At 72.9% G+C, this 1,804-nt stretch carries 2 protein-coding genes and 1 pseudogene; all 3 read left to right on the forward strand.

Going from position 1 to position 1,804, the window contains the following annotated elements; translation table 11 throughout:
• A pseudogene (locus tag SACSA_RS24270) lies at positions 1-382 on the forward strand (ATP-dependent zinc metalloprotease FtsH); the annotation flags it as partial.
• Positions 379-1,044 (forward strand): GTP cyclohydrolase I FolE, encoded by a 666-nt coding sequence (gene folE / locus SACSA_RS0101920; protein ID WP_019813059.1) that lies wholly within the window; start codon positions 379-381, stop codon positions 1,042-1,044. The pseudogene SACSA_RS24270 and the gene folE, both read left to right, overlap by 4 nt.
• A gap of 50 nt (positions 1,045-1,094) precedes the next feature.
• The coding region (gene folP, locus SACSA_RS0101925; protein ID WP_028661437.1) for a dihydropteroate synthase at positions 1,095-1,804 on the forward strand (710 nt) is incomplete at its 3' end.

The following is a 1,804-nucleotide window of genomic DNA, read 5'->3' on the forward strand; positions in this document are numbered from 1 at the left end:
GGACGGTGCGCACGGCCAGTCGCGGGAGCAGGGCGACACGCCCGGCGGGCCGCCCGCATCGCCCTCGTACAATCCGTACGCGCCGCCGTCCGGTGACGGGGGCACGAACGGCCTCCGCCGCAACGGCGGGAGCGGCACGTGGGCACAGCCCAACGGCAGCGGGCAGCCCGGCTCCGGTGGGTACAGCGCGGGGCCGCCGCACTACGGCGCGCCCCCCGGCTGGACCCCGGCGACCCAGCCGAGCGGCAAGGGCTACCCGTGGCGTGACGACCCGCCGCCGCGGTCGACGCCACAGCAGCAGGAGTCGCGGCAGCACGAGCGCGACGCGGGACAGGATCGGGACGGTCAGGACGACGATCAGGACGGTCGTCCGAGTTCGTGACCGGGGAAGGCGGTGACGTGACGGGCAACGGACACGCGGCCGCGGGCGTCGATCTGGACGTCGACGCCGAACTGCCCAGGGCCGGTCACGGCGTCTTCGACCAGGCGCGGGCCGAACGAGCCGTGCGCGAGCTGCTGCTCGCCTGCGGAGAGGACCCGGATCGCGACGGGCTGCGGGAGACACCGGCCCGGGTGGCACGCGCCTACCGGGAGATGTTCGCCGGGCTCTACAGCGAGCCGGATCATGTGCTCGACCGCACCTTCGACGAGAGCCACGAAGAGCTGGTGCTGGTCACCGACATTCCGATGTACAGCACGTGCGAGCACCACCTGACCCCGTTCCACGGCGTGGCCCACGTCGGCTACATCCCGAACGGGCAGGGCAAGGTCACCGGGCTGTCGAAGCTGGCCCGTCTGGTCGACCTGTACGCCAAGCGGCCCCAGGTGCAGGAACGCCTGACCTCGCAGGTCGCCGACGCGCTCAACCGCAAGCTGCGGCCGCGGGGAGTGATCGTGGTGGTCGAGGCCGAGCACCTGTGCATGGCGATGCGGGGCATCCGCAAGCCGGGCGCGCGGACCACCACCTCGGCGGTGCGGGGGCTGTTGCAGACCTCCGCGTCGTCACGGGCGGAAGCGCTCGACCTGATCAAGGGGCGGCGGTGACCGTGCCGCACGCGTCGTCGCTCTTGTCCACGCCCGGCCGTTGTGCCGTCATGGGCGTGCTCAACGTGACTCCGGACTCGTTCTCGGACGGTGGCCGCTACCTGAGCGTCGAGGACGCACTCGCCCACGCCCATGCCATGTGGCGGCGGGGCGCCGACGTGATCGATGTCGGCGGCGAGTCGACCCGGCCCGGATCGTCCCGTGTCGACGCCGACACCGAGCTCGCGCGGGTGCTGCCCGTGGTGCGCCGCCTGGCAGGCGAAGGGCTGACGCTGTCGGTCGACACGACGAGAGCGGCCGTCGCCGCCGCGACCGTCGAGGCGGGCGCACGGATGATCAACGACGTCTCGGGCGGGCTCGCGGATCCGGACATGGCCAAGGTCGCCGCCGACGCGGGCGTGCCGTGGGTGCTGATGCACTGGCGCGGGCACAGCAGGCACATGAACGACCTCGCCGACTACACCGACGTCGTCACCGACGTACGTGACGAGCTGAGCGCGCGGATCGACGAGGCGCTCGCCGCCGGTGTCGCCGAGGACGCGATCGTGCTCGACCCCGGGCTCGGCTTCGCCAAGAACGCCGACCACGACTGGGCACTGCTGCACGGACTCGACGTGCTGCGCGAACTGGGTTTCCCCCTTCTGGTCGGGGCCTCCCGCAAACGGTTTCTCGGCCGGTTGCTCGCCGACGCCGACGGACAGCCGCGGCCTCCGTCGGGGCGGGAGGTGGCCACCGCGGCGGTGTCGGCCCTGGCCGCGCG

The sequence above is a fragment of the Saccharomonospora saliphila YIM 90502 genome (genome assembly GCF_000383795.1).
GTDB classification, from domain to species: domain Bacteria; phylum Actinomycetota; class Actinomycetes; order Mycobacteriales; family Pseudonocardiaceae; genus Saccharomonospora; species Saccharomonospora saliphila.